Raw genomic sequence first — 22,383 nt, forward strand, 5'->3', positions numbered from 1 at the left:
GGAGTGGGGGTAGACGGGGGTCGGGTCGGTCAGCGGGATGAGGCGCAGGCCGTAGCCGGCGGGCCAGACGTGGCGGGTCCGGGCGCCCATGAAGGTGGCCCGGGCCGGGGTGTCGGCGAGGGTGTCGAGGAGCGCGTCGGTGCCGACGTTGGGGCCGGTGGCCTCGATGGTGAGGTCGTACTCGGTGCGGAGGGCGTCGTAGTAGGCGGCCCATTCGGTGCTGGGGACGATGCCGGGCATCCAGATCCGGTGCCCGGCGAGCTGGGCGACGCTCACCGATCGGGCGTTCGCCAGCGCGTGGGCGGGGCCGGTGAGGAGTTGGAGCGGCTCGTCGAACACCCGGACCGACTCGATGTCCTCGGGAAGGGGCCGGCCGGGCACGGTGACGGCACGGAAGGACGCGTCGATCGCGCCGGACCGGATGGAGGCGATCGCCGTCTCGATGTCGAACAGCATCAACACGTCGAGTTCGATTTCGGGGTGCACGCGGTGGAAGTCGCGCATCAGGCCCGACGCCGCGCCGCGCGACGCGATCACGTCGACGCGCAACTGCCGGCGGCCGGTGCCCACGGACGCGACGGCGCGCTCGGCGACGCGCAGCAGTTCGCGTGCGTGGGGCAGGAACGCCTGCCCGTCGATGGTGAGTTCGGCGCCGCGCGCGGTACGGGTGAACAGCCGCACGCCGAGGTTGCGCTCCAGCGCGGCGATCCGCTTGGAGACGGCCTGCTGCGTGACCGCCAGCTCGGCGGCGGCCTCCTGGAACTGCCCCGCGTCGGCGGCGGCCACGAAGGTCCGGACGGTGTCGAGGTCCATGGCGACAGCCTAGGCTCACCACCTAAACGGCTGGCCGAAGCACCCGCCTTCGTCGCCTTCGAGGGCTACGACACGGTCACCGTCCTCGCCGGTGTGCTGCGTTCCGGCGGCGTGGACCGGGCGCGCATCGCCGAATCCTGGCCGCGGGTCGCGCTCGAAGGCACCCGCGGGCAGATCCGGTTCTCCCGCCCGCCGGGCATCGGCGTGTGGCAGTGGGCTTGGCCGCCGGTCCAGGTCGTCGACCGCGATCCGGCGACACCCGATCGCTTTCGGGTCCTCCACACCGGCTGACGTGACCAGCGTGTGGGACCGGCTCAGCGGGCACGTGAATGCGCTGTACGAGGCCGGCGTCGCCGTCCGGCCCGAGCTCACCTTGCTGCGCGACTTCCACGACCTGCCCGAGGACGGACGGCGCGCGGTACCGCGCTCGGCCCCGGGCTGTGCCGAACCCCCGACGGCCGCACACCTGCGCGTCGTGGGCGGCGCGACGGCGAGTTGAACCGCCGGTGCGGGCCGCTGCTGGGGCGGGAAGGCGGACGGTTCCGCTCCCGCCCCAGCCGCCTACGGCATCACCACCGCGACACCGGTCTCGTCGCCGAGGCGGTGGTGGAGGACCGCGGACCCGCCCGGAGCGACCCGGGTTCCGTCGCAGGTGAGGGCGACCCGCTCGCCGTCGTCGTGGAAGCCGTTGCGGTGCTGGTACGTCAGGTGCGCCCCGGTGCCAGGACGCTCATCGCGCCACGTGCTTCGGCAGCCACTCCAGTGCGCGGGCCTCCTGGAACATCTGACCCCCTTCGTGCCCGTTGAACGGATAGACCTCGATCGACTTCTCGCCCCCGTACTCGTTGTAAGCGGCGAAGACCGTCGACGGCGGGCAGACCTCGTCCTGCAGCGCCACCGAGAACAGCGCCGGCGCCGTACCGCGGGCGGCCATGTGGACGCCGTCGAAGTAGGACAGGGTCCGGAACACCGTGTCGACGTGGTCCCGGTGCATCTTGAGGTAGTCGGCGATCTCCTTGTACGGGTTCACGCCGCCGACGAAGGCCGCCCGGTCGAAGTGGCACAGGAACGGGACGTCGGGCGATATCGCGGAGATCCCGTCGGCCAGGGCGCCCACCGCGAGGGTGATGCCGCCGCCCTGGCTCACCCCGAGCGCCGCGACGCGGCCCGGGTCCACCATGGGGTGGGCGCGGGCGGCCTCGACCGCTCGCACGGCGTCGGTGAAGACCCGGCGGTAGAAGTAGGTCTCGGGGGAGAGGATGCCGCGGGTCATGAACCCGGCGAGCGCCGGGCCCGAACCCACCGGGTCGGCGGTGTCGCCGACGTTGCCGCCGCTGCCTTGGCCGCGGGTGTCCATGGTGAAGTGCGCGTAGCCCGCCATCGGCCACATCGACCAGCAGTGCGGCAGACCCCGGCCGCCGTTGTAGCCGTGGTACTGCATGACCACGGGCAACGGGCCCTCGGCGTGCGCCGGAACCGTCAGCCACGCCTTGACCGGGTGGCCGCCCCAGCCGGCGAAGGTCACGTCGAAGACCCGGGTGCCGATCAGGCCGGTGTCGACCTCCTCGAACCGGGCGTCCAGCGGGAATTCACGGGCGCCGGCGAGCGTGGCGTCCCAGAAGGCGTCGAAGTCCTCCGGCGCCGGCGCGGCCGCACGGTACTCGCGGAGTGTCGCGAGCGGAAGGTCGTAGTCGATCACTGATGCTCTCCTTCAACGAAGCGCGTCCCGCGGCGTTTCGCACCGCGGGACGCTTGGACGGGCCTGATGCAAACTAGTCGTTGACCAGTTGGACCGGGCGCAGCAGGATCGAGTTCTTGGTGGTGGCGATGCCGTCTCCCCACGCGGCGAAGTTGCGGCCGTTGCCGTCGTTGTCGTTGACCAGGGCTGACAGGCCGAATGGCTCGGTCGGTCGGCCGGGCATGCCGAGTGCGGCCCAGGGGACGTCGATCTGGTAGTGCGTCACGGTGCCGGTGCGGGTGATGTTCGCGGTGGCGCCGGGGGTCGGACCTGCGGACTGGCCCGGTGGCGGGGTCCAGCTGTAGACGGCGGGGCCGGCTGGCAACAGCGCGGCTCCGATTTCGACCTGCTGGGCGCTGAGCCCGGGGAGTTCCGGGGTGACGGCGAACTGGATGCTGTCGGAGTTCCACATCAGGCTGGGGTCGGTGTTCGGCTGGTCGAAGACGTTGTCGGTGACGTCCGCGGTGAGTTCCAGCCCGGTGGCGGTGTAGGACGGGCGGAGGGTGCCGGACAGGTCGGCCGCGCCTGCGTAGGAGCCGTTGGTGTAGGTCCGGGTGACCTGGGTGCCGAGGTTGATCGGATCGGCGTGGCCGGTGCCCGCCGGTTCGATCGGATTCCAGCCGGTCCAGCCCGCGTTGGTGGTCTGGGCGCCGTTGCTCTCGGTGACGCGGTCGGAGAACCAGTGCTTGTCCCACGTGGACAGGGTGGGCAGGTCGGCGGTGACCGTCGTGCTCTGCCCGGGCGGGATGTCGGCGATGCCCGTCGAGGTGCCGCTGCCCTGGACGGTGGTGCCTGTGGTGAGTTGCCAGTAGACCGAGGAGATCGGCAGCGGGGTGTCTTTTCGGTTGTTGGTGATCGTGACCTTGAGCTGGTTGTGCTCGGGATTGGCCGACGACACGTAGGGAACGGTGGTGACCGTGGTGGCGGCCACCACGTTCGTCTCGGCGGCGAGCCGCATGCTCGTGGCGCCGTGGACGCCGGCCTTCACGACCACGGTCCGCTTCCCGAGTTGGCCGTTGGTCGGGACGTCGATGGTGGCGCGGGCGGTGCCGGAGGCCACCTGGACCCCGCTCTCGTCCCCCACCGTGTACGCGACCGATGCCTGGTCCGAGGAGACGGTGATGGTGCTCGCGCCCTGGTCGAAGACCAGAACCGGATTCGTCAGGGTCAGGGTCGCCGCGGCGTGCGCCGCCGGGGCGCTGACGGCCACGACGGCGAGCGTGCTCGCGGCGAGCGCGAGGGTGGTGCCGGCCGCCTTCACGCGGAGGGTACGGATACTTCGTCTGATGCGGCCTGGACCGAGGTGCGTGAGGACCTCCTCGAAGTGCCTCCCCTCGTCCCTGGGGGAAGGCTGGCCGAGACGCTAGAGATGACGCGTTAAGGTGTCAAGAGAAGGGGCAGTTTGGCCCGGGAAACTCGGGCGGGAGCTCCGATTGGCGCCAACTTAACGCTTTAAATTCTGCCCGGCGTGCGGTAGACAAGTCGGGACCACGGGGGAGACGACAGCCCAGGAGGGGTGCATGCGGCAGCCATACCGGACGGCGATTCCGGGAGCCGGCGGCATCGCCGGGGACGCGCACGTCCCTGCGGTGCGAGCGCTGGACGGTGAGTTGGAGTTGGTCGCCGTCGCGGACACCGACCCCGCCCGAGCGGCGAAGTTCGCCGCCGACCACGACATCCCGGTCAGCTACGAGGATGTCGGGGAGTTGCTGGCCGCCGAGTCCCCCGACCTCGTGCTGATCTGCACGCCCTCGTTCGCGCATGCCGAGCAGACGCTCGCCGCGCTCCGGGCGGGCGCCTGGGTGTACTGCGAGAAGCCGTTGGCCGGGTCGCTCGCCGACCACGACCGGATCATCGCGGCCGAGCGCGAGACCGGCGGGTACTGCGCGCCGGTGTTCCAGTGGCGCGCGGGATCGGGCGCGACACGCGTGCACGACCTGCTCCGGAGCGGTGATCTGGGGGCACCGCTCCTGGCCCTGTGCCAGACCACCTGGTACCGGGGCGCGGAGTACTACTCGGTCCCCTGGCGGGGCAGACGCTCCACCGAACTCGGCGGCGCCACGGTCACCCAGGGCATCCATGCGATGGACCTGCTGCTGTGGCTGATGCCGGACTGGCAGGAGGTGAACGCGCGGATCGCGACCGTCGACCGGGACATCGAGACCGAGGACGTGTCGCTGGCGCACGTGGGCTTCGCGTCGGGTGCGCAGGCGTCGATCGTGAACAGCGTGGTGTCGGCGAGCCAGGAGTCCTACCTCCGGCTGGACTGCCGGCGGGCCAGCGTCGAGCTACGCCACCTGTACGAGTACACCAACGACCACTGGACCTTCACCCCGGCGCCGGATCTGCCGCCGACCGCTGCCGGCTGGGCGACGATCGACGCCGACGTGCCCGCGCACCAGACACCTCAACTGGCCGGGCTCGTGGCGCGGATGCGCCGCGGCGAGCCGCCGGAGCACACCGCCCTCGACGCGCGGCGCACGACGGAGTTCGTGACCGCGCTGTACAAGTCCGCGCTGACCGGCCGACGCGTGGAGCGGGGCACCATCACGCCCGAAGACCCGTTCCACCGGTCCTGGTGGGGGGAGGCATGACCGGATTCGCGCTGCGCCACACGGCCGGCCACCGGATCGAGATCGACCGCGACGGCGTCGTGGTGCTGACCTATGTCTACGGCGAGCCGCCCGACGGCTGGAGCTCGCCGGGGCCGTACCTCCATCCGCTGCGGACCGCCGCGGGCAGCACCGTCACAGGCTTCCGGCCCCGCGACCACCGTTGGCACCAGGGAGTCCGGCTGGCGATCGCCCAGATCGGCGGGGTGAACTTCTGGGGCGGCCACACCTACGTCCGCGACCGGGGATACCTGGCGGCCCCGGAACGCAACGGCACCGTACGGCACGTCGCCTTCGACTCGCTCCGGGTTCGGCGTGAAGATCACCGACGTGGAGATCCTGCCCGTCCAGGACGGGGGACCAGGTGATGGCGCTGGTCGTCGTCCAGGGCGAATCGGGCTTGTTCGGCCTCGGCGAGATCGGTCGGCGGGACCGACGGCCGGCCGTGTGCGGAGCGCTGAAGCAGCTACGGCCGCTGCTCGTCGCCCAGGACCAGCTTTTCGAGGGCGGCGCGGGCGCGGGCATCGGCCTGCGCCCGCTGCGCCAGTGCCGTGGCCAGTTCGGCCGCCCACACGTCCAGGGCCACCGGCGTCCGTGACAGCACCACACCGCGCACCACCGTGGCCACCTCGCCCTGCGGCCGCCCGTGCACCAGGGTCAGGACCAGCCGCCGGTCGTCCAGGGAGACTTCGAGCCTCTCCACGCGGCCCTCGCGCCCCGCGAGCCGGTCGCTCATGCTGCGCTTGCGCTCGGACGTCACCGAGCCGACCGGCAGGGCGTCCGCCAGCGACTCGGTCAACACCTTGGCGTAGAGCTCCAGGTCCGCTGAGTCGCGGCGCAGCGCGGCGGCCACCATGTCGATCGACGCGCCGGGAGCCGGCTCCCCGCCGTCGTGCTGCCTGCCGTCGTTCCCCGCCCGACCCGGGAACGGGTCCTGCTCGCTCATCGTTTCCCCATGCTCGTGAAGTCGTCCTGTCCAGCGGATACCGAGCCTGTCACCCGTCGAGGCTGAGCACCATGGTGGGCCGTTCGATCTCGTGGTCGGGCCGCAGCGGCCGCACCGCCGTGCCGATCGAGAAGAACTCCGTGGTGTGGCCGCCCCATCGGTGGTTGTGCGCGTTGAGCTGCACCCCGACCACCCCTTCCGCCTGGAGGGCCTCCGCTTCCGCCTGCATCCGGGCCATGGCCAACTCCCGGGCGTCGTAGAGCGCTTGCGTGAACTGCTCGATCTCCACGTTCCGGCCCATGTTCGACATCACCGAGCCCATCTTCTGGTGCGCGATGTGGTAGACGCAAGTGCCCATCACCATGCCGAGCGGAGCGTAGCCGGCCCGGATCAGCGTCCAGAAGTCCTGCCCGGACAGGTCCGAGGTGAACGGCTGCCCCTTGTTGTTGCGCCAGGTGCCCCCGCCGGGAGGCGCGTTGTCACCCTTGACGGCGGTGCCGATCGCGATGAACTCCGCGACGTCCTTGCCGAACTCCCGTGCCTCCACCGTCAGCCGGACCCCGACGATGCCGTCCGCGCCCAGCGCCGCTGCCTCCGCCTCCATCCGGGTCATGGCCAACTCCCGGGCGTGGTACATCGCTTGGCTCAGGGTGTCCAGCTCCTGGTTCTTGCCCCAGCGGCCGAGTTGGATACCGACGTGGTAGATCGAGCTGCCGAGCACCAGGCCGATCGGCTTGAAGCCCGCCTCCCGTACGAGCAGGAACTCGTTCACCGACAGGTCGCTGGTGAAGATCGACCCGGCGCGGCCGGGCGCCAGTTCGGACAACCGACGCATCGCGTCCGCGGGAACGCCTTCGGAGCTCGGCTGTTCGTTCGTCATGTACGTGCCTCTCGTCAACCGTGCGATCGTGCGATTCGAAAGCCATCAGGGAAGGTCGCGGCTCCGTGGCCGGCTGGTCGTTGTGGTCGTTGTCGTCGTTCTGGCTGTTGTGGTCGCGCCGGCCGTTCCGGGTGTTCCAGCCGTTCCAGCCGTGCTGGTGCTAGTCGTCGAGCTCGCTGATCTCCTGGACCAGCCGCCGATACTCCGCGCGATCCGCGTAGGGACTGGACGCCACCGTTGCCAGCCGCCGGCGCAGCTTGACCCCGCGGTCGCCCAGCGGCATCACCGACAGCGTCCGCGGCGGCGACTGCCGGGCCTCGAACCGTGCGACGGTGGTGCCGATCATCGTCGCCTCCGCGACGTGGTCCTCCTGATCGGATCGGCCGGTCCGCAGACAACTCTCCGCCCACACGCGCAGTTCGCTGTCCGCCATGATGACCCCGTCGCCGCCCCGCCTGGCGCTCTGCGCCCTGAGTTGCTGCCGGGCGTCGGAGCGGACCGCGTGGACCAGGTCGCTCCAGCCGGTGACCTCCATGTTGCTCCAGGAGTACGACTGCGAGGCGGTCCGGTAGTCGTCGTGCCGGACCCCGATCGACATGCCCACCAGCAACTCGACCGGCACCCAGCCGGCGCCGAGCAGCTTCGCGAAACCCTGCCCGTCCAGATGCGAGGTGAACGGTTGCGCGACGTGTTCGGTGCCCTGCGCCCGCACCGCGGTGCCGATCACCTTGAACTCCAGGCAGTTGGCCTGGCCGATGAACGGGGCCATGGTCAGCGCGGCGGCCACCACGCCGTCGCCCCCGAGCGCCCCGCACTCCGCGGACATCCGGCCGAGCGCGGCGCGCCGGGCCTGCTCGAACACGCCGACCAGCGCCTGCGACGGGGCGCCGCTCCCCGACAGGGCGACCTCGGCGCCGCTCGTCGAGCCGAAGATCTGGCCGTAGCGGGCGCCGGCGAACTGGCAGTCGTGATAGCCCCAGTACCTGCCGCTGCGCCCGATGTGGAAGACCGCCGATCCCATCACCTGACCGACCGGCTCGAAGCCGACCGAGCGGATCGCCGCGAACTCCCCGGTGGACAGCGCGGACGTCCAGGTCCCGCTGCCCCCGGCCGAGGCCAGCCGCTCCGCCGCGGCAGGCGGAAGGCCCTGACCGCTCCATGGCACCGACATGGGTCCCCCGTCTCCGGCTAGGTGAAACAGCGATGCTTTGCCCTGAACCTTAGAGCCTCTCCCACCGCCCCCGCCCGAGGACTCGCCCCACCACGCCCGAGGACTCGCTGCGCCACGGTCAGGGATTCGCTCCACCGCAGCCGGCGGTGCGTACCGCGGGCGTGGACCTCACGCCCGGAACAACTCGCCCTCCGGGGCCGGCACGGCTTCGGGAGCGGCGGTCGGTCGCCGTGACGTCGGAAAGTCGCGGCATCGCCGAATCGGCGAGAAGACCAGGATCAGCGCGGCGAGCGGCACCCCCGCCGTCGTGACGACCATGGCGGTGCGCAGCGCGAACACGCTTCCGAGCATGCCGCCGAGCAGCGCTCCGAGCGGGATCGTCCCGTAGCTGAGGAACGCGGCGCTCGCGGTGAGGCGGCCGAGGAGATCCGGCGGGCAGTATCGCTGCTGGAAGCTCGCCTTGATGACGTTGCCGGCCACGACGCCCGCGGACACAGAGCAACCGCCTGCCAGGTACAGCAGGACTCCGGCTCCGCCGACGGTCAGCGGGATGAGCAGTGCCAGCGTGGGCAGGCCGAGTTCGAACAGCAGCAGCGCGCGGGCCGTGCCGATCCGGCTCGCGACCCTGCGTGCGACGAAGGCCCCGACGACGCCGCCGGCGCCGGCGACCGCGATGAGCCCGCCGACGATCCCCGCGGTCAGGCCGACGCTGCGGACCAGGAAGACCACCTGGATCGACTGATATCCCATCAGGGCCAGGTTGCTGGTGGCCCCGAAGACCGTCAACGTGCGGAGCCAGGGGTCGCCCGCGACCAGTCGCAGACCCTCGCCGACCTCGCTGACCAGCGCACTGGGGCGACGTTCGGGTCCGGTCACCCGTGACTCGCGGTGTCGGATGCCCGACAGGCACAGGAACGAGATGAGGAAGGTCGCGGCATTGACGAACATGCCGTTCACGGCACCCGCTGCCTGTGCGATCAGGCCACCGGAGCCGAGCCCGGCGATCTGGGCGGCCGATGCGCTGCCCTGCAGTTTGGCGTTCCCCTCGGGCTGGTCGACGGGTTCCAGGATGCTGGGGAGATACGCGGTGTAGGCGGTCTGGAAGAAGACCGCGGCCGTGCCCGTCAGCAGGGCGACGGCCAGCAGCAGTCCGACACTCAACCAGCCGAACCGTGCGGCGATCGGGACGCCGGCGAAGGGGGGATGGAGACGGCGGCGGCGATCAGCATGATCGGCCTGCGCCGCAGCCGGTCCACCCAGACGCCGACGGGGAGACCGATGAGGAGCCAGGGCAGCCAGGCGGCCGCGGTGAGCATCCCGACCTCGAACGTGCTGGCGTGCAGCGTGGAGACGGCGACCAGTGGCGTCGCCACCCCGGTGAGGGACGCGCCGAACTTGCCGGCGGACTCGCTGCACCACAGCAGGCGGAAGTCGCGGTGGCGGCGAAGGAGGCTACCGCGTACGGCCCCGCTCATGCGGTGCCGCGCTTCTTCCGCGGGAAGGACTGGAGCTGAACCACGACGGGGAGCGCGTCCGGGGCGGGCGCCGCGTTCGGGTCGGGGGTATGGCGGGCGATGACGGCCATCAACTCCGCGTTGAGCGCCTTCAGTTGACCCGGTGTCATCCGCAGGTCGCTGAGGTCCGACAGCGTGCCGGCGTCGCGCCACTCGTCGTCCCAGTCCTCGCTGACGTAGTTGACCACCCGGCTGAAGTAGCGCTGCACCAGTTCGTGGAGGTAGACCGACAACGCACCCCGGGTGTCGGGATCGTCGTGGAAGTCGTTGATGCTCAGCGTGGTGGCGACATCGACCCTTCGCCACCAGCGCTCTCGTTTGGTGCCCCGGCCGATCTCCTCCTCGATGAAGCCGTGCTCGGCGAGGTGGCGCAGGTGCCAGCTGATCGTGCCGGTGTTCTCCCCGAGGCGTTCGGCGAGACCGGTGGCGGTGGCGGGACCGTCCAGGCTGAGCAGTTCGAAGATGTTCATCCGCAGCGGGTGGGCCAGCCCCCGCAGGCTGCGGGCATCGATCCGCCGGGTGGACTTGGTGGGCTCTGACGTGCGTTCGGTTTCGTCGGGCATGGCGGTACCGCATCTTGCAGAGAGTCGTCTGCATAGGAATATCTGCAAAGATTCCTCAGCGGCTACGCCGACTACCAGCACGACAGCGGCGACTACGTCCAATGGACCGTACAGGCGCCCTCGGCGGGCACCTACACCCTCCAATTCCGTTACGCCAACGCCTCGTTCACCGACCGTCCACTGGCGATCGCGGTCAACGGCGGTACGACACAGGCACTTTCGTTCCCCTCGACCGGGTGGTGGACGACGTGGAGCGTCGTCGGGCTGAGTGTCACCCTGGCCGCGGGCACCAACACCGTGCGCGCGACCGCCACCGGCGCGAGCGGCGGCAACATCGACTGGCTCGGTGTCACCCCCGGCACCATTCCCCCCGGCCCGGTCCAGGCCGCGTCCTTCACCCTGGCCGAACTCGGCATGAACGGACCGGCGTACGCCTACGACTACTACGCCGGCACCGGCGCCCTCATCGCCGCCGGCGGCAGCGTCCACGCCACCGTCACCAGCGGAACGTACTGGGTCCTCGCCCCGGTCGGCCGTTCCGGGATCGCGTTCCTCGGCGACTCGGGGAAGTTCGTCGCGCACGGCGACAAACGCATCAAGAACCTCGACGACGACGGAAGCGTCCACACCACGGTCGCCTTCGCCGCGGGCGAGGCGCCGGTCACCCTGCACGGCCACGCGCCCCGCAAGCCCACCGCCACTGCCACCGCCGGAAGGGTCGGCGCCGTCAACTACAACGCGGCGACAGGGATCTTCACGGTCACCGCCACCGCAGGAGCGGGCGACCGGGCCGTCATCACCATCACCCCCTGACGGCGCGCCCCCGCACCAGCGACCACGGCCGCGCTGAGGACGCACAGCAGGGCCGCCCGTCCCCGTCGGCGAGGGGCGGCCCTGCCGGTTGCCGGTTGCTGGCTGCCGGCGGCGCCTGACGCCGTCCCCCCGATCCGCGGATGGCGTGCGGGGGCCGGCCGGGTCCGTCAGACCCCGACTGCCCGCGCTGCGTCCAGGTGCTGCTCCGGTACCGCCGGGTGAGGACGGGGAATCGGATACACCGTGACCTCCGGACTGTAGAGGGCGGTCGCGGTGAATCCGGGGCCGAAGGCCACCATCGTGACCGCGCCGCCGGGTGTTCCCGCGGTCAGGGTCTGGCGGAGCACGTCCAGGACGGCTGCCCCGCCCAGATTCCCGCCGGACAGGGACGCCGCGGAGTGCCGGCCGGCCGCTGCTGGCAGTCCGAGCGCGGAGATCGTGTCGGTGATGATCCCGGGGCCCCCTGGATGTACGACCGCCCAGTCCACCGGCCGCGCGCCGAGCCATCCGGTGAGGTACGGCAGGACCTCTGCCGCCGCTTTCGGAGCCGCCCGGCCCGAGTCGAAGAAGAGCCCGTCGGCGTCCAGCCGGCCCTTGTAGTGGTCCTGACTGTCGGGCAGCACGAACTCCCAGCCGTCCCACTCGCCGACGAGCCCGCCCGCCTCCCGCAGTGCGGGGGCGAGGGTCTCCTCCGCCCCGACCACCGTGGCCGCCCCGGAGTCCGCGAACAGACCGCCGTAGAGGACCGAGGACAGGGTGGCTTCCTGCGGGTGATAGAGGGTGCTCAGCGTTTCCGCGGCCACCACCAGAACCCGGCTTCGAGGCCGGGCCTGTACAGAACGCGCGGCCTGGAGCAGCGCGTGCGCGCCGCCGGCGCAGGCCAGCGTCGCCAACGGCAGCCTGCTCACATCCGGCCGCAGGCCGAGGCGACGCATCAACTCCAGGTCGAGCCCGGGCACGGTCCAGGACGTGGTGTGCGTGGTGACCACGCAGTCCACATCCTCGGCGGCCAGGCCGCCGGCCGCCAGTGCCGATCGGGCCGCCTGCTCGGCCAGATCCGCCGAGGCCCTGAACGCGCTGCGCGCGCGGGGACCGGCGCCGGACAGGGCGGCCGTCTCCTCCAGGGACAACGCCCAGGTGCGGGATGCAATGCCGGTGCTGCGCAGCATCCGCAGCCACACCGGGAGCTTGGGCTGATCCGGATGCCGTGCGCGCAGGTCCGCCTCGATCTCCTCCGTCCGCACCTCGATCTGCCCGCGAACCACGGTCGGGCACGTCATCGCCAGCCGCATCGAACCTCCCGATGAACTCAATGCTCGTTCTACCCTTTTACGGCAGCGAGAGATCATCTCGGCCCCCCGCATGCCATGACTCTGCGCACTCTTGCATGCGCGCGACCACAGTGTGCCGGTCATCGGCTTTGTGGGTCCGACGGTGTCACGGAATCCGGGGTTGGGTCCTCGACGGCGCTCCGTCCCGGGACCCGGCCCACGCCCCGTCAGTTGTCGATGGAGAGCTCGAACTCATACGGGTGGCAGGCGCCGTTCGACGCCTGCCGGACCGTCTCAGCCTGCCCCGTGACGTCGGCCCCCGCACCGTACGACCGTGATCCGCGCCCAGGATCAATGGCCACACTCCCGCAGGCCGATCCGCCAGGAACGGAACCGCCCTACCAGCGGGCGCCGGCTCCTTGGAATTGATCGGCTAGACGGCTTCCGCCTTCGGGTTGACGTTCTTCGCGAGGAGTTCGTTCATCTCCCCGTAGGCCATCGACGCCTTGCTGTTGGTCTCGTCGTGGAAGCGCATCAGGTAGTGGTACATCACGCCCACGCACTTGTCGCGGCTCTTGTATTCCGCGTTGTCGGTGAGCTGCAACCGCTCGGAGATCTCCTTGATCTTGCCGTCGGGCGTGGTGTAGAGCGGGTGCCACATGAGGGTCACGGCGGGATTGAGCCGCTGGATCATGCGCAGTTGGGGGATCTCCTGCGCGATCAGGACGCTGTCGGGATTGTAGGCCCGCAGGAACACGTGGACGGGGCCGGTCGCGCGCTCGACGAACGCGGTGGAGAGGACGTTCCACAAAGGTGCCTGGAGCTTCCAGTTGGCGTGCAGCTCCAGCTGGTCCACGACCTTCCCGAGCCGGGTGAACTCCAGCGAGGTGTGGCCCTTGCCGTGTGCGTAGACGCTCACGTCGAAACCGCCCGACCAGAGCGCCAACGTGGGTGTGGTGATCCGCAGGTGCTCGCCCACGAGGTTGACGAGCTCCCGGTACCACGTGTTCGAGCCCCGGATCCTGCGCCGCTCCGCGGAGTCGATCGACTCGTCCGCGGATTGCCGGTTCAGGCCCTCCTGCTCGGCGATCCCGCCCAGCAGAAGCTGCCAGGCGCTCTCGATCACGTCTGCCTGGAACCCGCCCGCCTTCATCATCTTCTGGAACACGGGCCATTCGGGGTGATCCTGCGCCGTGGCCGCGTAGTGCTCCGTGGGTGCGTCGGCCGACGGTTTGCGGCGTTGCACGGTGTGCGCGGACCCCGCGTCGGCCACCGCCCGCTGGGCTGCTGTCCGTTCGGTCGCAGGGGCGGCAGGGGTGGCAGGCGCGCCCCCGGACATGACTCGCCGGGCGTTCTCCTCCGCGGCGACCTCGTACCGGTCGGACGGGTCGGAGACCTTCAGCCCGCTGCCGTTGTCCGTACCCGAGACGGGGCCCTGCCGCTGCTGGAGGACGTGCGTGAGCTCATGGGCGAGCGTGTGACGGTCGCCGCCGCCCTCGCCGATGACGATATGGCTGCCGGAGGTGTAGGCGCGCGCCCCGAGTTGCTGCGCGGACTGCTTCGCGGCGGCGTCGTTGTGAATGCGTACATCGCTGAAGTCGGCGCCGCCGAACCGCGCCTGCATGTCGTGCAGTTCCGGTGCGGGCAGCGGCCGGCCGGGACGGCTCAGCACGTCGTGCGCCGCCGTTCGGCGCTGCACCGGGCCCTCCTCCGGTGGGGCCTCGCGATGACCGCAGGACGACCCGTGAACGTGCTGCGGCGCCTCCAGCATGCGGGCGACCGTGGCGTTGCCGACCGAACGCTGCAACGCCATGACGGACGCCGGTGAGTATCCGCCCGGCAGTTGCCCGGCGAAGGCGGCCGGCATCCCGAGGCCATCGGGACGCGGCAGTGCGGTGGGCCTGCGCAGCGCGCCTCCCGGCCGCTGCGTAGCGCTCACGTCCTGCTTCCGCTCCTGCACGTACTCACTCCTTCGGTACTTCACGTCGCGAGCCGGCTGTCCGGCCAGCCGGCTGCCCGTCCAACTGGTTCTCTGTCTAGACGGCGTCGACGGCGCGCGACAAGAAGCGGAAGGGCACGCGGGACGTTCTCGCGGGTACGGGTAGGTGCCCCCGCCGGGCAGGGGTACGTACGTGCCCCCGCCGGCGGAACCGGCCGGCCGGCGAGGTGGACCTGCGGACCGTCACACGTACTCGGTCACACGTACTCGGTGGTGTCGGTGGTGAACATTCGCGCGAGAACCGTGTACGCGGCGCCGCGAGCATGGGTGGAGGGGTCGGTCGCGGTCAGTTCCAGATCCGGGGAAGGGGTGTTCTCATGCCGGTACTGGCGACGGAACTCCTCCTCCACGCGGGTCGTGAACGCCGACATGTTCATCTCCGGTGTGAACGCGACCACCACGCGTTCGGGTCCGAGCAACTTGGCGGCGTTCGCCATGGAGACGCCGAGCCGGTCGGCGGCCTGGCCGACCACGTCGTCGTCAGCCGAGCCGCCGAGGCCGAGCCGTTCGCGTTCACGCTCGATTCCCCAGTGGCTCGACCATGTCTCGAGGCAGTCCAACGCCCCGCAGTGACAGGGGCGTTGGGCGCCCGCGCCGACCTGTGAGTGGGCGAAGCCGCCGGCCGCGCCGCTGAGACCTCGGTGGATACGGCCCTGCATCACCACGGTGGCTCCTAAGCTCGCCCCGACGCTGAACACCAGCAGATCGCGTCCTGCCAGTCGGCCGTCGAAGAGCAGGAGTTCCGACGCGACGCAGTTGGCGTAGCTGTCGATGACGACAGGGGTGTGCAACAACGCGGCCAACTGCTCCTGGAACGGCACGTGCTCCCAACCGAGCGAGCCACTGTGCCGCACCTCCCCGCCCGTGTGGTCGATCACGCCCGAGATGGCCACACCCACTCCGATGAGCGTCGCCGATGTCGTGCCGGCCGTTGCGGCGCGCACTGCCCGGGCGACGCCCTCGCCCACCTCATGCGGCGAGGCGGAGCCGAGCGGCTCCTGATGCGAGGCGACCACTTCACCGCGAAGGTTCACCAGCTGCACGAACGCCTCGGAGCTCGACAGGCGGACCCCTGCGGCGAGCACGGCATCGCGGCCCAGGTCCAGCAGGCGGGCCGGCCGGCCACCGGTGCTGCGCGCGACATCCGTCTCGGTGAGCACCCCGGCCTGCACGAACTTGGCCGTGATCCCCGTGACGGTCGCCGGGCTCAGACCGGTCTCGGTGGCGATCCTCGCCCTGGACACCGGCCGGTGCGTGCGGACGACATCGAGGACGAGTGCCTCGTTGATCTCGCGGATCAGGGCCTTGCTTCCGGCGCGGGTCTTCATCGCGGGCGGGTCCTTCGGACCAGGTGACATGGGCGGCCTCCTCAATGGCAAGGAAACCGTACCTTAATTTATTCGGTCATTGACAGAAGTGAGTGCCCCTGGCTAGCTTCGCCGACATGAACCGTCAGTTCGGAGCCGGCAGGGGAGCCCTCGGCCCCCCGCACACCTCCCCCCGCATCCTGCTGAGCGTCCCGGCCGCCGAAGCGGACGCGCTCTTCCCCGCCGAGACCCGCGAAGCCCTGGAGCAACTCGGCGACGTCGTCGAGGCCGAGCCGAGCGCGCTACGGGAGCCGGAGGCATTTCGCCAGGTCACAGCCGACGCGCAGATCTTCGTCACGGCGTGGGGCTTTCCGCGGCTGGACGCCGCCCGGCTGGCCCTTGCCCCACAACTGCGCCTCGTGATGCACGCGGCCTCCTCCGTACGGGCCCTGGTGAGTGAGGACTTCTGGCAGACCGGTGTGCCGATCTCCCAGGCCGGCGCCGCGATGGCGCCTTCCGTCGCCGAACTCTCGCTCGCTTTCACGCTCTCGTTGCTGCGGCGCACCCATCGCCTCGACCACGCACTGCGCACCGGGTCGAGCTGGCAGGCCGCCCGTGGGATCGAGCGCGCCCGTGAGATCTCCGGTGCGCGCATCGCTGTGATCGGTGCCTCACGTACCGGGCGGGCGTACGTCCGGGCCTGTCAAGCTCTCGGCGCCGAGGTCCGGATCCACGACCCGTACCTCGCCGCGCCCGATCCGCTGGCGCCGCTGGGTGGCGGCAGCCTGACCGAACTGCTGGCCTGGTGCGACGTCGTCGCGGTGCACGCACCGGACACCGAACAGACGCGTGGCATGATCGGCGCCGCGCAGATTGCCGCGATCCGGGACGGCGGCCTGCTCGTCAACACGGCCCGGCCCTCGATCGTCGACATGGACGCGTTGTTCGCGGCCGTCGCCTCGGGCCGGATCGACGCGGCGCTCGACGTGTTCGACATCGAGCCGCTTCCGCAGGACGACCGATGGCGCGCCCTGCCCAATGTTCTGCTCACCCCGCACGTGGGGGGAGCCAGCGCCGATTCACGGCGCCGGGCCGGGTGGATCGTCGTCGAGGAGATCCGCCGGCACCTCGCCGGACAGCCGCTGCACCACGCGCTCACCCGCACGGATCTGGAGCGGATGGGATGACCGGACCGGTGACACCCAACATCCTGATCATCCACTGCCACGACCTGGGCCGATTCCTCGGCGCCTATGCGGTCCCCACGGTGGTGACCCCCTTTCTCGACCAACTGGCCGCGGAGTCGGCCGTCTTCGAGGCGGCGTTCGCCACAGCGCCCCACTGCAGCCCCGCCCGCGCGTCCCTCTTCACCGGCACCTACCCGCAGACCAACGGAGTGCTGGGCCTGACCCACGACCCCTTCGGCTGGGACCTGCGCGCACCGGACACCCACCTCGCACACCGCCTGAGCGCGGTCGGGTACCGAACGGAACTCGTCGGGGTCCACCACGAATCCAGGGTGCTGCCGGACGACGTCGTGGCCGCGCGCCTCGGTTTCGACCGGGTCCGCAGCGGTGGCGACCGTGACGTGGTCGTGCGGCGGGCCACCGAGGCGCTGAACCGGGCATCGGCCTCGGGCTCACCGTTCTACGTCCAGGTCGGCTTCCACGAGCCGCACCGCACGCCGTCGAAGAACGACCCGCCCGGCGTGATGGGGTTCCTCGGCGACGCCGTGCGGCCCGACAGCTCGCGCGGCCACACCGTCCCGCCGTACCTGCGCGACGACGTCGGCGCTCGCCGGGAGATCGCCGAACTCCAGGGCGCTGTAAGGCACATGGACGAAGGGGTCGGCCGAATCCTGGCCCATCTCGACGACCTCGGGCTGAGGGACGAGACGGTCGTCGTCTTCACCACCGACCATGGCCTCGCACTGCCGCGGGCCAAGTGCACCCTGTACGACCCCGGTCTGGAAGTGGCCCTCATGGTGCGGGTGCCGCGCCGGGACAAGTGGGTGGGACGGCGCGTCGCACCGATGGTCAGCCATGTCGACCTGCTGCCGACACTCTTCGAACTGGCCGGCCTACCGCAGCCCTTCGGCGTCGAAGGCAGCAGCCTCGTACCGCTGGTGGAACATGATCGGGCCGCACGCGACCACACCTTCGGTCAGCTCAGCCACCACATCTACTACGACCCGAAGCGTTCGGTGCGCTCGGAGACGCACAAGCTCGTCGTCAACTTCGCCAACGCACCACGTGCGATGGACCCCACGCAGTCCTGGGTGCACCGAAGCCTGCCCGCCGATCTCAACGGCACCACCATCGCATCGAGTCCGCCGCTGGAACTGTACGACCTCGTGCACGACCCGTACGAGACGGACAACCGTGCCGACGACCCGCGGCTCGTGGACACCCTGGGCCGGCTGGCCGCCGCACTGCTCGGCTGGATGCGCCGTTGCGACGACCCGCTACTGACCGGCGACCCGCTGCTGGCCCGCCACCGGGACGTGGTCGCGACCCTCACCGCGGCGGCGGGGAACCTCCCCGACCCGGCCGCAGACCCGGCCGCAGATCCGGCCCGGATCGGCCGCTGACCGGGCACCCCGGACGCTCCGACCCCGGTGTCTCGGAGGGCGCCGGGTACCCGCAGGGCCGCCGAAAGACCACGAGAGAGAGAACCGACATGAACCGTCGACCGCTCCGCTACGCGGCCCTGGCCGCCGCGGCCACGATGGCGTTCACCGCCTGCTCCGCCTCCGGCGGCGGAGACGGCAAGGCGAGCGTGACCGTCTGGATGTATCCCGTCATCAAGGACCAGGCGGCGAGCAAGAAGTACTGGGACAAGACCGAGGCCGACTTCGAGAAGGCCCATCCCGATATCAACCTCAAGATCGAACTGCAGACCTTCGACAAGAGGGACGCTCAGATCTCCGCGGCGCTCGCGGCCGGCACCGGCCCCGACATCGTGCTGATCACGCCCGACCAGGCCGCGACCTACCACGAGGTGGGGGGACTGCTGCCCGTGGACGACGCCGTGGCAGGCGAGCGCAAGGAGTTCCTCGCCGGGACCCTCAAGGCCGCGAGCTTCGACGGCAAGCTCTACGGGGTACCGCTGTTCCAGAACGCCAACGCCACCGCCTACAACACGAAGATCTTCACAGCGGCCGGTCTGGCGCTGCCGAAGACGTGGGCCGACGTGTTGAAGGACGCACCCGTGCTCGCCGGCAAGGGCATAGCGATCATGGACTACGCGGGAAGTACGGAGCAGACACTCAACCTGTCCTTCTATCCCTTGCTGTGGCAGGCGGGCGGCACCGTCTTCAGCCATGACGGCAAGGACATCGCGTTCGACTCCGCCGCCGGCGTCTCGGCGCTGCAGTTCCTGGTCGACCTGAAGAAGCAGGGCGGACTGCCCGCCAACGCCGCCACCGCGGGACCCGCGATCGACGGCGCCCCCATCGCGGCGGGAAAGGTGGCCATGCGCACGAACAGCTCGCTGCCCGAAGTCCAGCAGATGCGCGCCGCCCTCGGAAAGGACAACGTCTCCCTCGGCCTCCCGCTCCAGGGCGCGGTGCGCGCGGGCTACGGCAACCCCGGTCTGCTCTCCCTGACCTCGGTCAACAAGAACAGCAACCGCAAGGCCGCCTACGAGGTGCTGTCCTACCTGACCTCCGCCACGGTCCAGACATCGCTCGACGCCGTTGCCGAAAGCTTCCCGACCCGCACCGACGTCAAGGCGCCCGGTGCCGGCCCCGACTTCGCCATGATGAAGGCCGCGCTCCGCTACGCCGATCCCGGCGAGCCGTCACCCGCTGCCCGCCAGGTGATGTCGACGCTCGCGCCCTATATCCAAGCCGCGCTCGGCGGGAACCTGTCGCCGCAGGAAGCGCTCGACAAGGCCGCGAAGGAAGCCCGGGACCTGCTCTCCCGTTCCTGACCCGACCGGCGATCAACGCCGCCGTCGTCTCCGGCGACGCCGCACTGCTCCCGACCCGTCTCCGCCACGCCGATTGGCTGCCATGCCTGTACACATGACCCTGAGAACCGCCGCCGACGGGCGAACCGTGCCGCGTCCTGGGACGGCGAAGAACCGCCCCGACAACCGTGACATCCGCCGCCGGCGGCGCGGCGAAGCCATGGTCGGCTTGCTGTTCGTGATGCCGACGCTCGTCATCTTCGGCCTGTTCAAATTCCTCCCCATCGCAGGCGCCGCCGCGTTGAGCCTGACGCGGTACCGGCTCAACGGTGACGTGACGTGGCTCGGCACCCAGAACTACCAGCGGCTGTTCGACGACCCGCACTTCTGGCAGAGCCTCACCGTCACGGGCACCTACGTGGCCATCTTCGTGCCCCTGACCATCGTTGTCGCCCTGGCCGGCGCGATGCTGCTGAACAGCCTGGTGCGTTTCAACGGCACGTTCCGAGCCCTGCTCTTCCTGCCCTACCTGAGTTCGTTCGTGATGGCGGGCATCATCTGGTCCTGGATGTTCACCCCCGACGGACCGATCAACAAGGGCCTGCACGAACTGGGCGCCGGACCGATCGCCTTCCTGTCGGGGGACCACCTGCTGGTCCTCGGGTGCCTCGCGCTGGTCTCGGTGTGGAAGGGCTTCGGCTACTCGATGCTCGTGTTCCTCGCCGGTCTGAAGGCACAACCCGCGGAGGTGCACGAAGCGGCCCGCATCGACGGGGCGAACACCTGGCAGGCGTTCTGGCACGTGACGTTGCCGCTGCTCAAGCCGGTGCTCTTCTTCGTCCTGGTGATCGAGACGATCGTCGGCTTCCAGGTCTTCGACACCATCTACATGATGACCGGCGGCGGCCCCGACCGGGCCAGCTACAGCCTCATCTACTTCCTGTACGACGAAGCCTTCAAGTTCCTCGACTTCGGCTACGCGGCCGCGATCGGCATGGTGCTGTTCGCCATTGTCCTGATCCTCTCCCTCATCCAGCGCTACTTCGTCGAAGGCAGGGACACCGCGTGACCTTTCCGTCCACCACCCTGGGCGCGCGGCGCCGAAGCCCGCGGCGCCGCCAACTCGTCCCGAGCCTCCTGCTGGCCGTCATCTCGCTGTTCACCGTCGGGCCGTTGCTCGCGATGGTCGTGCTCGCCCTCTCGCCCACGGATGTCCCGACGCTGCCGAACGCCCTGCCCCACTCGCTGACGTTCGACAACATCACCCGCATCTTCGATGTCGGCAACTTCCCGCGGTGGGTGCTCAACTCCTTCGTCTACTCCACCGTCTCGGTGGTGGTCATCCTGTTGACCGCGTCCATGGCCGCCTACGCGCTCGTGCGCAAGCGATTCCCCGGGCGCAACGCCGTGTTCTGGGCGATCGTCGCGACCCTCATGGTGCCGATGCAGGCCACCTTGATCCCCACGTTCATCTTCGTCGCCCGCATGGGTGGTGTGAACACGATGTGGGGGCTGATCGCGCCTGGCCTCGCCAACGCCCAGGCGGTCTTCCTGATCCGGCAGTTCGTCCGCGACCTGCCCGACGAACTCTTCGACGCCGCGCGCCTCGACGGCGCGGGGGAGTGGCGTACGTTCGTGCAGATCGTGCTGCCCCTCATCCGGCCGGTCCTGGCCACGCTCGCCATCTTCATCTTCCTGTGGCACTGGAACGACCTGCTGTGGCCCCTGGTCGTCGGTCAGACCGACCAGGCACGCACCCTGACCGTGGGACTGGCCACGCTCAACACCGCGACGGTGTCGACGCCGAGCATCATGGCTGCCGCGCTTGTCAGCTTCCTGCCCTGCCTGGTCATCTTCATCGTTCTCCAGCGGCACATCGTCGCGGGTATCGCCTCCACCGGAGTCAAGGGATGACCGGCCGGGAGACGGGCCGACCGCTGCGGCTGGGACTCATCGGGGTGGACTCCCCTCACGCGGCCGCGTTCACACGGCTGTTCGGAGACGGGGTCCATGGTGCCGTGCCGGGTGCGACGATCGTCAGCGCATGGAAGGGCGAGGCGTCGGCGGACTTTCCGCTCAGCCGCGACCGGATCGACGCGTTCGCCCACGAGGTCGCCGACCTCGGCGTCCGGTTCCATGCGACCCCCGAGGACGTCGCCGAGGGTTGCGACGCCCTGCTCGTGGTGGCGGTCGATGCCCGGACCCACCATGACCACTTCACCCGGCTGGCGCCGCTCGGCAAACCCGTGTACGTCGACACCCGCTTCGCGCTGTCCACGCCGGACGCGCGAGCCATGCTGGCCGCGGCACGCACCCACGGGTGCCTGCCGTTGGCCGGCTCGCCCAAGAGGTTCGTGCCGGCGTTCCAGGACGCCCTCGGCTCCACCCGCGTGGATCGCATCGATCTCACGGGACCGCTTCCCACGCAGCCGGGGCATCCGGTTCTGGCCTGGTACGGGGTACACATGGTGGACCTCGCGGTGGCCGCGCTCGGCCCGGGATGCGTGCAGGTCGACGCACCGGCGGGCGGAACGGTCACGCTGACCTGGCCCGACGGTAGGACGGCGACCCTCGCCGGCCCGCAGGAGTGGTCGCCGTGGACCACCGGGCGCGTCAGCGGCCCGGGCGGGACACGGGACTTCGCCATCGAGGCCGGGCCTGCCATGCTGACCGGCCTCCTCACCGCCCTGGTCGACGCCTGCCGCTGCGGTGTACCCACCGTTCCGCAGGCCGAGGTGCTGGAAGTCGTCGGCATCGTCGAGGCCGCGTTGCGCAGCCGTACCGACGGCGTCCCGGTGGCCCCGGAACGCTGACAGCCCCACTTCCTTGCCCATCACACCGAAA

20 protein-coding genes and 2 pseudogenes are annotated in these 22,383 nt (G+C 70.4%); 11 read left to right on the forward strand and 11 right to left on the reverse strand.

Going from position 1 to position 22,383, the window contains the following annotated elements; all coding sequences use genetic code 11:
- On the reverse strand, window positions 1-813 hold an 813-nt coding region (locus tag AC13HU_RS03515; protein WP_483040224.1), incomplete at its 3' end, for a LysR family transcriptional regulator.
- A 24-nt stretch (window positions 814-837) separates the two neighbouring features.
- On the opposite strand from AC13HU_RS03515, the pseudogene AC13HU_RS03520 reads away from it, so the two are divergent.
- Both AC13HU_RS03520 and AC13HU_RS03525 read left to right on the forward strand, forming a co-directional pair.
- A pseudogene (locus AC13HU_RS03520) lies at window positions 838-1,104 on the forward strand (ABC transporter substrate-binding protein); the annotation flags it as partial.
- Between the two features lies 1 nt (window position 1,105).
- Window positions 1,106-1,312, forward strand: a complete 207-nt coding sequence (locus AC13HU_RS03525) for a hypothetical protein (protein WP_483040225.1) — start codon at window positions 1,106-1,108, stop codon at window positions 1,310-1,312.
- Window positions 1,313-1,543: 231 nt separating this feature from the next.
- Here AC13HU_RS03525 and AC13HU_RS03530 read toward each other — a convergent pair whose 3' ends face one another.
- Entirely contained in the window at window positions 1,544-2,512 is a 969-nt protein-coding gene (locus tag AC13HU_RS03530) for an acetylxylan esterase (RefSeq protein ID WP_483040226.1), read from the reverse strand.
- A gap of 73 nt (window positions 2,513-2,585) precedes the next feature.
- Window positions 2,586-3,812, reverse strand: a complete 1,227-nt coding sequence (locus AC13HU_RS03535; RefSeq protein ID WP_483040227.1) for a DOMON domain-containing protein — start codon at window positions 3,810-3,812, stop codon at window positions 2,586-2,588.
- Between the two features lie 259 nt (window positions 3,813-4,071).
- Between AC13HU_RS03535 and AC13HU_RS03540 the strand changes: the two genes are divergently transcribed.
- Together AC13HU_RS03540 and AC13HU_RS03545 are read left to right on the forward strand one after the other, a co-directional pair.
- Window positions 4,072-5,145, forward strand: coding sequence for a Gfo/Idh/MocA family protein (locus AC13HU_RS03540; RefSeq protein WP_483040228.1), 1,074 nt, complete (start codon window positions 4,072-4,074; stop codon window positions 5,143-5,145).
- Window positions 5,142-5,531 (forward strand): DUF6807 family protein, encoded by a 390-nt coding sequence (locus AC13HU_RS03545; protein ID WP_483040229.1) that lies wholly within the window; start codon window positions 5,142-5,144, stop codon window positions 5,529-5,531. Before AC13HU_RS03540 ends, AC13HU_RS03545 begins: the two co-directional genes overlap by 4 nt.
- 98 nt (window positions 5,532-5,629) lie before the next feature.
- On the opposite strand, the gene AC13HU_RS03550 is transcribed toward AC13HU_RS03545, so the two are convergent.
- The 5 genes and pseudogenes from AC13HU_RS03550 to AC13HU_RS03570 form a co-directional block, all read right to left on the reverse strand.
- Window positions 5,630-6,109 (reverse strand): hypothetical protein, encoded by a 480-nt coding sequence (locus AC13HU_RS03550; RefSeq protein WP_483040230.1) that lies wholly within the window; start codon window positions 6,107-6,109, stop codon window positions 5,630-5,632.
- A 49-nt stretch (window positions 6,110-6,158) separates the two neighbouring features.
- On the reverse strand, window positions 6,159-7,007 hold the full coding sequence (locus tag AC13HU_RS03555; protein ID WP_483040231.1) for a heavy metal-binding domain-containing protein: 849 nt from the start codon (window positions 7,005-7,007) through the stop codon (window positions 6,159-6,161).
- A 142-nt stretch (window positions 7,008-7,149) separates the two neighbouring features.
- On the reverse strand, window positions 7,150-8,160 hold the full coding sequence (locus AC13HU_RS03560) for a heavy metal-binding domain-containing protein (RefSeq protein ID WP_483040232.1): 1,011 nt from the start codon (window positions 8,158-8,160) through the stop codon (window positions 7,150-7,152).
- 168 nt (window positions 8,161-8,328) lie between these two features.
- Window positions 8,329-9,635 (reverse strand): annotated as a pseudogene (locus tag AC13HU_RS03565) (MFS transporter).
- Window positions 9,632-10,237 (reverse strand): ArsR/SmtB family transcription factor, encoded by a 606-nt coding sequence (locus tag AC13HU_RS03570; protein WP_483040233.1) that lies wholly within the window; start codon window positions 10,235-10,237, stop codon window positions 9,632-9,634. Before AC13HU_RS03570 ends, AC13HU_RS03565 begins: the two are co-directional and overlap by 4 nt.
- Window positions 10,238-10,279: 42 nt before the next feature.
- On the opposite strand from AC13HU_RS03570, the gene AC13HU_RS03575 reads away from it, so the two are divergent.
- Window positions 10,280-11,050, forward strand: a complete 771-nt coding sequence (locus AC13HU_RS03575) for a carbohydrate-binding protein (protein ID WP_483040250.1) — start codon at window positions 10,280-10,282, stop codon at window positions 11,048-11,050.
- Window positions 11,051-11,217: 167 nt separating this feature from the next.
- Here the strand turns inward: AC13HU_RS03575 and AC13HU_RS03580 are convergent, their stop codons facing one another.
- The 3 genes from AC13HU_RS03580 to AC13HU_RS03590 form a co-directional block, all read right to left on the reverse strand.
- The gene (locus AC13HU_RS03580) at window positions 11,218-12,342 is read right to left on the reverse strand and encodes a PhlD (protein ID WP_483040234.1); all 1,125 of its coding nucleotides are present in this window, start codon (window positions 12,340-12,342) and stop codon (window positions 11,218-11,220) included.
- Between the two features lie 412 nt (window positions 12,343-12,754).
- Window positions 12,755-14,281: an eCIS core domain-containing protein gene (locus AC13HU_RS03585; RefSeq protein ID WP_483040235.1), complete on the reverse strand. Its 1,527-nt coding sequence runs from the start codon at window positions 14,279-14,281 to the stop codon at window positions 12,755-12,757.
- A 236-nt stretch (window positions 14,282-14,517) separates the two neighbouring features.
- Window positions 14,518-15,678, reverse strand: coding sequence for an ROK family protein (locus AC13HU_RS03590; RefSeq protein WP_483040236.1), 1,161 nt, complete (start codon window positions 15,676-15,678; stop codon window positions 14,518-14,520).
- Between the two features lie 86 nt (window positions 15,679-15,764).
- Here AC13HU_RS03590 and AC13HU_RS03595 point away from each other — a divergent pair, with 86 nt between their 5' ends.
- From AC13HU_RS03595 to AC13HU_RS03620, 6 genes are all read left to right on the forward strand, one after another.
- Window positions 15,765-16,814: a hydroxyacid dehydrogenase gene (locus tag AC13HU_RS03595; RefSeq protein ID WP_483040237.1), complete on the forward strand. Its 1,050-nt coding sequence runs from the start codon at window positions 15,765-15,767 to the stop codon at window positions 16,812-16,814.
- On the forward strand, window positions 16,811-18,217 hold the full coding sequence (locus tag AC13HU_RS03600) for a sulfatase family protein (protein ID WP_483040238.1): 1,407 nt from the start codon (window positions 16,811-16,813) through the stop codon (window positions 18,215-18,217). Before AC13HU_RS03595 ends, AC13HU_RS03600 begins: the two co-directional genes overlap by 4 nt.
- A gap of 89 nt (window positions 18,218-18,306) precedes the next feature.
- Entirely contained in the window at window positions 18,307-19,560 is a 1,254-nt protein-coding gene (locus tag AC13HU_RS03605; protein ID WP_483040239.1) for an ABC transporter substrate-binding protein, read from the forward strand.
- 94 nt (window positions 19,561-19,654) lie between these two features.
- Complete coding sequence (locus AC13HU_RS03610; RefSeq protein ID WP_483040240.1) at window positions 19,655-20,608, forward strand: carbohydrate ABC transporter permease; 954 nt, start codon at window positions 19,655-19,657, stop codon at window positions 20,606-20,608.
- Window positions 20,605-21,453, forward strand: a complete 849-nt coding sequence (locus AC13HU_RS03615) for a carbohydrate ABC transporter permease (RefSeq protein WP_483040241.1) — start codon at window positions 20,605-20,607, stop codon at window positions 21,451-21,453. The genes AC13HU_RS03610 and AC13HU_RS03615 overlap by 4 nt, the downstream gene beginning before the upstream one ends.
- Entirely contained in the window at window positions 21,450-22,352 is a 903-nt protein-coding gene (locus AC13HU_RS03620) for a Gfo/Idh/MocA family protein (protein ID WP_483040242.1), read from the forward strand. Before AC13HU_RS03615 ends, AC13HU_RS03620 begins: the two co-directional genes overlap by 4 nt.
- The last annotated feature ends 31 nt before the right edge of the window (window positions 22,353-22,383 follow it).

It is taken from the genome of Streptomyces sp. NH27, from assembly GCF_056859195.1.

Coding starts and splice junctions, on each gene's coding strand:
- AC13HU_RS03540 (WP_483040228.1), top strand. CDS start 4,072: ATGCGGCAGCCATACCGGACGGCGATTCCGGGAGCCGGCGGCATCGCC.
- AC13HU_RS03545 (WP_483040229.1), top strand. CDS start 5,142: ATGACCGGATTCGCGCTGCGCCACACGGCCGGCCACCGGATCGAGATC.
- AC13HU_RS03550 (WP_483040230.1), bottom strand. CDS start 6,109: ATGAGCGAGCAGGACCCGTTCCCGGGTCGGGCGGGGAACGACGGCAGG.
- AC13HU_RS03560 (WP_483040232.1), bottom strand. CDS start 8,160: ATGTCGGTGCCATGGAGCGGTCAGGGCCTTCCGCCTGCCGCGGCGGAG.
- AC13HU_RS03570 (WP_483040233.1), bottom strand. CDS start 10,237: ATGCCCGACGAAACCGAACGCACGTCAGAGCCCACCAAGTCCACCCGG.
- AC13HU_RS03580 (WP_483040234.1), bottom strand. CDS start 12,342: ATGCGGCTGGCGATGACGTGCCCGACCGTGGTTCGCGGGCAGATCGAG.
- AC13HU_RS03590 (WP_483040236.1), bottom strand. CDS start 15,678: ATGTCACCTGGTCCGAAGGACCCGCCCGCGATGAAGACCCGCGCCGGA.
- AC13HU_RS03595 (WP_483040237.1), top strand. CDS start 15,765: ATGAACCGTCAGTTCGGAGCCGGCAGGGGAGCCCTCGGCCCCCCGCAC.
- AC13HU_RS03600 (WP_483040238.1), top strand. CDS start 16,811: ATGACCGGACCGGTGACACCCAACATCCTGATCATCCACTGCCACGAC.
- AC13HU_RS03605 (WP_483040239.1), top strand. CDS start 18,307: ATGAACCGTCGACCGCTCCGCTACGCGGCCCTGGCCGCCGCGGCCACG.
- AC13HU_RS03610 (WP_483040240.1), top strand. CDS start 19,655: ATGACCCTGAGAACCGCCGCCGACGGGCGAACCGTGCCGCGTCCTGGG.
- AC13HU_RS03620 (WP_483040242.1), top strand. CDS start 21,450: ATGACCGGCCGGGAGACGGGCCGACCGCTGCGGCTGGGACTCATCGGG.